Source organism: Streptomyces sp. SID1328, from assembly GCF_009865595.1.
GTDB lineage: Bacteria > Actinomycetota > Actinomycetes > Streptomycetales > Streptomycetaceae > Streptomyces > Streptomyces griseoluteus.
In genome coordinates this window covers 1-2100 of the sequence record NZ_WWKH01000095.1, presented here as the reverse complement: position 1 = coordinate 2100, position 2100 = coordinate 1, and the positions used below count along the sequence as shown (strand labels likewise).

Sequence of the window (2100 nt, the reverse complement as noted above, 5' to 3'; positions counted from 1 at the left end):
CCCCCGCGACGGGCCGGGTGCGCCGCCGTCTCACCGTGCGGGGTACGGTGCAGGGGGTCGGCTTCCGGCCCCATGTGCACCGGCTCGCCGCCGAGTACGCCCTCGCCGGGTTCGTCGGCAACACCGCCGACGGCGTCCTCATCGAGGTCGAGGGCCCGCTGCCCGACGTGGAGCGGTTCTGCGAGCTGCTCGCCGAACACCCGCCCCCGCTCGCCTCGGTCACCGGCATCGGCCACGAGGACCTCCCCGCCACCGGCACGGGCGGGACGTTCACCATTCAGGCCACCGAACACACCACGGGCCGCACCCAGTTGCCGCCCGACACCGCCACCTGCGCCGACTGCCTGCGCGAACTCGCGGACCCCGCCGACCGGCGCCACCGGCACCCCTTCGTCACCTGCACCCACTGCGGCCCCCGCTTCACCATCGCCACCGCGATGCCGTACGACCGCGCGGCCACCACCATGGCCCGCTTCCCGATGTGCCCGGCCTGCGCCCGCGAGTACGGCGACCCGCTCGACCGGCGCTTCCACGCCCAGCCCGTCGCCTGCGCCGACTGCGGACCCGGTCTGCGCCTCGTCCCCGCCGAAGGCACCGGTGCACGCCCGGCCCGCGACGCCGAGGCCCTCGCCCGGACGCGGGCCCTGCTCGCCGGGGGCCGGATCGTCGCCGTCAAGGGCCTCGGCGGCTACCACCTGGCCTGCGACGCCACCGACCCGCGTGCCGTCGCCACGCTGCGCGCCCGGAAGGAACGGGGCGGCAAGGCGTTCGCGGTGATGTGCGCCGACCTCGCCACCGCGGAGAGCGTCGCCCACCTCACGGACGCCGAGCGGGCCGCGCTCACCGGCCCGGAACGCCCCATCGTGCTGCTGCGCGCCCGTACCCCCGGCGACGGCCCCCGCCTCGCCGACGGCATCGCACCCGGCAGCCCGCACCTCGGCGTCCTGCTGCCCTACACCCCCGTGCACACCCTGCTGTTCGGCCTGCCCGGCGATCCGCCCGGACCCCGCGTGCTCGTGATGACCAGCGGCAACCGCTCCGGCGAGCCCATCGTCACCGACGACGCCCAGGCACTCATCCGGCTCGCCGGACTGGCCGACGCCTGGCTCATCCACGACCGCGCCGTCGCCGCCCCCTGCGACGACTCCCTGCTCCGCGTACGCGCCGACGGAACTCCCCAACTGCTGCGCCGCTCAAGGGGATACGTCCCCCGGCCACTGACCCTCCCGGTGCCGGTCGGGCCCGCCCTCGCGGTCGGCGGGGACCTGAAGAACGCGCTCTGCCTCGGCGAGGACGACCAGGCGTGGTTCGGCCCGCACATCGGGGACATGGGCGACCTCGCCACCCTGGACGCCACCCGCCGCGCCGAGGCCCACCTCGCCGCCCTGACCGGCGTCACCCCGCGCCTGATCGCCGCCGACCGGCACCCCGGCTACCAGTCGACGGCCCACGCCCGCCGCCGCGCCGCCGAGGCCGGGCTGCCCGCACCGGTGCTGGTCCAGCACCACCACGCCCACATCGCCGCCGCCCTGGCCGAACACGGCCTCGACGGTGCCACCCCCGTCATCGGCGTCGCCTTCGACGGCACCGGCTACGGCGACGACGGCACCGTCTGGGGCGGCGAGATCCTGCTCGCCGACTACACCGCCTACCGCCGCTTCGCCCACCTCGTCCCCGCCCCGCTGCCCGGCGGGGACGCGGGTGTCGCCAACCCCTGCCGGCAGGCGCTGGCCCGGCTCTGGGCGGCCGGTATCGACTGGACCCCCGACCTGCCCAGCGTGGCCGCCTGCACCGACACCGAACGCGCGGTGCTGCACGGTCAGCTGACCCACCGCATCGCCTGCGTGCCGACCAGCAGCATGGGCCGCCTCTTCGACGCCGTGGCCTCCCTCACCGGCGCCTGCCACCGCGCGGGCCACGAGGCCGAGGCCGCGCTCGCCCTGGAAGCCCTCGCGCTCGAAGCCCGGGACGCGGACGGCGGGGAGTACGCCTTCGGCTTCGCACCCGGACCGCAGGCCGACCCGGCCCCGGTGCTGCGCGCCCTCCTCGCCGACCTGCGCCGGGGAGTACCCGCGCCCGTGCTCGCCGCCCGCTTCCACC

1 protein-coding gene is annotated in these 2100 nt (G+C 76.9%); it reads left to right on the top strand.

Annotated elements, in window-relative coordinates:
* Window positions 1-17 precede the first annotated feature (17 nt).
* Window positions 18-2100, top strand: a 2083-nt coding sequence (hypF, locus tag GT030_RS02985) for a carbamoyltransferase HypF (RefSeq protein ID WP_161199692.1), incomplete at its 3' end; no start/stop codon positions are given.